This is a genomic window from Acidiphilium sp. PM (assembly GCF_000219295.1).
Lineage (GTDB): Bacteria > Pseudomonadota > Alphaproteobacteria > Acetobacterales > Acetobacteraceae > Acidiphilium > Acidiphilium multivorum.
The window spans coordinates 1-3891 of record NZ_AFPR01000269.1; the positions used below are offsets into that span (position 1 = coordinate 1).

At 72.5% G+C, this 3891-nt stretch carries 4 protein-coding genes and 1 pseudogene; 4 read left to right on the forward strand and 1 reads right to left on the reverse strand.

What is annotated here, in order from left to right; all coding sequences use genetic code 11:
- The 4 genes and pseudogenes from APM_RS11035 to APM_RS11050 form a co-directional block, all read left to right on the forward strand.
- Positions 1 to 430 (forward strand): lytic transglycosylase domain-containing protein (locus tag APM_RS11035; RefSeq protein WP_007423457.1); only part of this gene is annotated, 430 nt, incomplete at its 5' end.
- On the forward strand, positions 427 to 894 hold the full coding sequence (locus APM_RS11040; protein ID WP_231295247.1) for a phosphatidylglycerophosphatase A: 468 nt from the start codon (positions 427 to 429) through the stop codon (positions 892 to 894). The genes APM_RS11035 and APM_RS11040, both read left to right, overlap by 4 nt.
- Positions 891 to 1365 (forward strand): annotated as a pseudogene (locus APM_RS11045) (CinA family protein). Before APM_RS11040 ends, APM_RS11045 begins: the two are co-directional and overlap by 4 nt.
- 183 nt (positions 1366 to 1548) lie before the next feature.
- Positions 1549 to 3213 carry an EAL domain-containing protein gene (locus APM_RS11050; protein ID WP_007423460.1) on the forward strand — a complete coding sequence of 555 codons (1665 nt, stop codon included), beginning with the start codon at positions 1549 to 1551 and terminating at the stop codon, positions 3211 to 3213.
- Between the two features lie 28 nt (positions 3214 to 3241).
- Here the strand turns inward: APM_RS11050 and APM_RS11055 are convergent, their stop codons facing one another.
- Positions 3242 to 3754, reverse strand: a complete 513-nt coding sequence (locus tag APM_RS11055; RefSeq protein WP_007423461.1) for a chromate transporter — start codon at positions 3752 to 3754, stop codon at positions 3242 to 3244.
- Positions 3755 to 3891 lie beyond the last annotated feature (137 nt).

Below are 3891 nucleotides of genomic sequence, written 5' to 3' on the forward strand. Positions count from 1 at the left end.
TCCGCGCGCGACCAGCCCCTCGGGCGCGGAGGGGCTGATGCAGCTGATGCCGGGGACGGCGCGGGAGGTGGCGCGGCAGTCCGGACTCGCGCTGCCGCCGGGCGCGCTGGTCGATGACCCGGCGCGGAACGTCGCCCTCGGCTCGGCGTATTTCGCCCGTCTGCTGCAGCGCTTCGGCGATTGCCTGCCGCTCGCGATCGCGGCCTATAACGGCGGGCCGCGCAACGTCGAGAAATGGATCGCCGCCAATGGCGACCCGCGCATGCCGAAGGCGCAGGGCGGCGTCGATCTCGTGACGTGGATCGAGGAGATCCCGTTCGGGGAGACGCGCAACTATGTGGAACGGGTGACGGAGGGGATCGTGATCTATCGCGCGCTGGAAGGGAAGCCGGCGACCGATCCGGTGGTGCGGTGGACCGCGTCGCGGTGAGCGCATCGGACGTGCTGGGAAGGGCGGTGGCCTCGGGCCTCGGCATCGGCTTCGTGCCCCGCGCGCCGGGCACCGCGGGCGCGCTGCTCGGGCTGCTCGCCGGCGGCATACTTTATACTTACGGCACCGTCGCGCTCGCCGCCGGGATCGTGATCGCCAGCGCGGCGGGGATGATCGCGATTCCGCGGACCGGCATGGCGGGGCGCGACCCCGGCTGGATCGTGATCGACGAGGTCGCGGGGCAGATGATCGCCCTGCTCGGCCTGCCCTGGCTGACCGGCTCGGGCGTGCTGCTCGCCTTCCTGCTGTTCCGCGTCTTCGACATCCGCAAGCCCTGGCCGATCAGCCTGGCCGACGCGCGGCACGACGCGCTGGGGATCATGGCGGATGACTGGATCGCCGGCGCCTTCGCCGCGATCGTGCTGGCGGCGCTGCGCCTCGTCTGGCCGGGGACGGGGCTGTGAACCCGAGGGCGGCAGCCGTGATCGGGCGGGCGCGGGAGGCGGGGCGGACGATCGCGACGGCGGAGAGCTGCACCGGCGGGATGATCGCCGCGGCCCTGACCGACATCGCCGGCGCGTCCGCCGTGTTCGGCCACGGCTTCGTCAGCTACGCGAACGACGCGAAGGTGGCGATGCTCGGCGTCGAGCCCGGGCTGATCGCGCGGGAGGGCGCGGTGAGCGAGACGGTGGCGCGGGCGATGGCCGAGGGCGCGCGGGCGCGGGCGGGGGCCGATCTCGCGGTGGCGGTGACGGGGATCGCCGGGCCGGAGGGGGGGATCGGCGGAGAAGCCGGTCGGCACGGTCTGGTTCGGCCTCGCCCGGAAGGACGGCGCGACGCTGGCCGAGCGGCGCGTCTTCCCCGGCGGCCGCGACGCGGTGCGGCGGGCGACGGTGGACCACGCGCTCGACCTGCTGGCCGCGGCGCTGGGATAGGGCATCGTCCGGTCGGACAAGGATGCTCTAGTGATCCTGTCGACAGGGTAGAGCGCTACGTCCGGTCCGGGAGGATCGGAACGCGCTCCGGATTGTTTCGATTTACTCGGGATTAACCGGAGTTCCGGATAGTGCGGCGAGATGCCGCCGCCTGGCGACGGCCTGGGCGGAGTTGGAACCGGGATGCTGAATACCGAAGCCGCCACGACTGCGCTGCGGCTGGAGCGGGACAGATACGCGCTGCTGGCGTTCTGCTGGGGCGACCTGCTTCTCACCCTCGATCCGCGCCTCAGGATCGAGACCGCCTCCGGCGCGAGCGAGGCGCTGACAGGACTGCCCGAGCAGGCCTGGGCCGGCCGGAACCTCACCGACCTGATCGCCGCACAGGACCGCGGCCGCATTGCCGCGGTGCTCGAGTCGCTGACGCCGACGCGCCGGGTGCTGGCGGGGACGATCCGCCTCGCCGGGCGGGACGGCGCCGTGGGGGCGCGGGTGAGCGTCGCGGCGCACCGGCTGGATACCGCGCGGGATGCGATCTACGTGTCCATGCGCAAGCTGGCGGAGGACGCGCCGGACGAGCCGGAAGAGATCGAGGAGGTGCCGCGCCTCGCCGAACGCCTCGCCGCCGCCGGCGCGCAGGGGGCGGAAATGACGCTGTTCGCGATTCCGGGGATCGCGCAGGAGGGCGGCCAGCCGCTCGGCGAGACGCTCGGCGACCTGCTGCGCGCCCATTCGCTCGGCGGCGACACGGCGATGCGGCTGGATTCGGGGCATTATTCGGTGCTGCACGAGGCGGGACGGACCTTCGGCGCGGTGATCCACCAGATCGAGGCGATGATCCATGCCGCCGATCCGACGGCGCCGCCGCCGCGGATCGAGTCGATGACGCTGCCGATGCAGGCGGAGGGGATGAGCGAGGGCGACCTCGCCCGCGGGCTGGTCTATGCGATGCACCGGTTCGGCGAGGGCAGCGAACTGTCGCTGCACGAGGCGGGGCAGCGGCTGCGCGAGCGGCTGAGCGACGCGATGGGCAGCGTGACGCGGCTGCGCCGCGCGATCGATGACGGGGTGTTCGGCATCGCCTTCCAGCCGATCGTCGATATCCGCAGCGGCGCGATCCATCACTTCGAGGCGCTGACCCGGTTCGACGAGGCGGGCACCGGCTCGCCCTTCGAGACCATCCTGCTGGCCGAGGAAACCGGGCTGATCGAGGAATTCGACCTCGCGATGGCGCGCAAGGCGGTGTCCTGGCTCGGAAGGCTGCCGCTGAACGACGAGCATGTCTGCATCGCGGTCAACATTTCCGGCCGGTCGATCAACAGCGCCGCCTATGCCGAGGGGCTGCACCGGCTGCTGGAGGAGAATATCTGGCTGCGCCGCCGGCTGTCGTTCGAGATCACGGAGAGTGCGCAGATCGCCGATCTCGACGCGGCGAACGGCTTCATCCAGGGGCTGCGGCGGCGCGGCTTCGGCGTGACGCTCGACGATTTCGGCGCCGGCGCCGCGTCGTTCCGCTATCTCTCGGTGCTGGAGGTCGACGCGGTGAAGTTCGACGGCGCGGCGATCCGCCACGCCCAGCGGGCGCAGAAGGGCCGCGCCTTCCTCAGCGCGCTGACCGAACTGTGCCGGCGCATGGGGATCTCGACGATCGCCGAGATGATCGAGACGCCGGAGGCGCTGGCCTTCGTGCGGGAGTGCGGCTGCAATTTCGTGCAGGGCTACCTGTTCGGCCAGCCGGCGGCGGATATCGGCCGGTTCGCGCAGCTGCCCAATCGCGGCCTGCTGGTGCCGCCGCGCCGGGACCCGGTGGGCGCGGCCAAGGCAACGGCGCGCCGGGGGCGGCCGTAGAGCACTCTCCGATCCTTCCCGAGAGGCCCTAAAACAGCAGCGTGCCCAGGGCGGCGGCGACGGCGAGCAGCGCCAGCGGGTGCAGGCGGAAGCGGAGCGCCGCCAGCATGACACCGAGCGTGAGCGCCCAGGCCGGCGGCCCGCGATCCGCCGCGCGGACGACGACGGAGGCGGCGGCAAGGATCAGCCCGCCGGAGACCGGCGTGATCGCCGCCTGCAGGAGCAGCCGCCAGCGCGCGGTGCGGAACCGCTCCCACACGCCGGAGACCAGCACCGTCAGCACGCTGGACGGGCCGATCATCCCCAGCGTGGCGACCAGCGCGCCAGCGAGGCCGGCGACGTGCAGGCCGATCAGCGTGACGACGAGCATGTTCGGCCCCGGGCTGGTCTGGGCAAGACCGAACAGGGCGGCGAATTGCGGCGCGGTCATCCAGTGATGGGCGACGACGGCGCGGGCCATCGCCGGCAGGGTGCTGGCGACGCCGCCGATCGCGATCAGGGAGAGGCCGGCGAACAGGCCGAGCAGGACCAGCAGGATCATGCCCTGAACCGCCAGGCCAGCAGCACGGAGAGGGGCGTGGCGATGCCGATCACCACCGGCAGGGCGAGATGCAGCACGCCGAACAGGACGAAGGCGAGGCCGACGATGGCGGCACGGGCGGGGCGGTGCAGCACGGG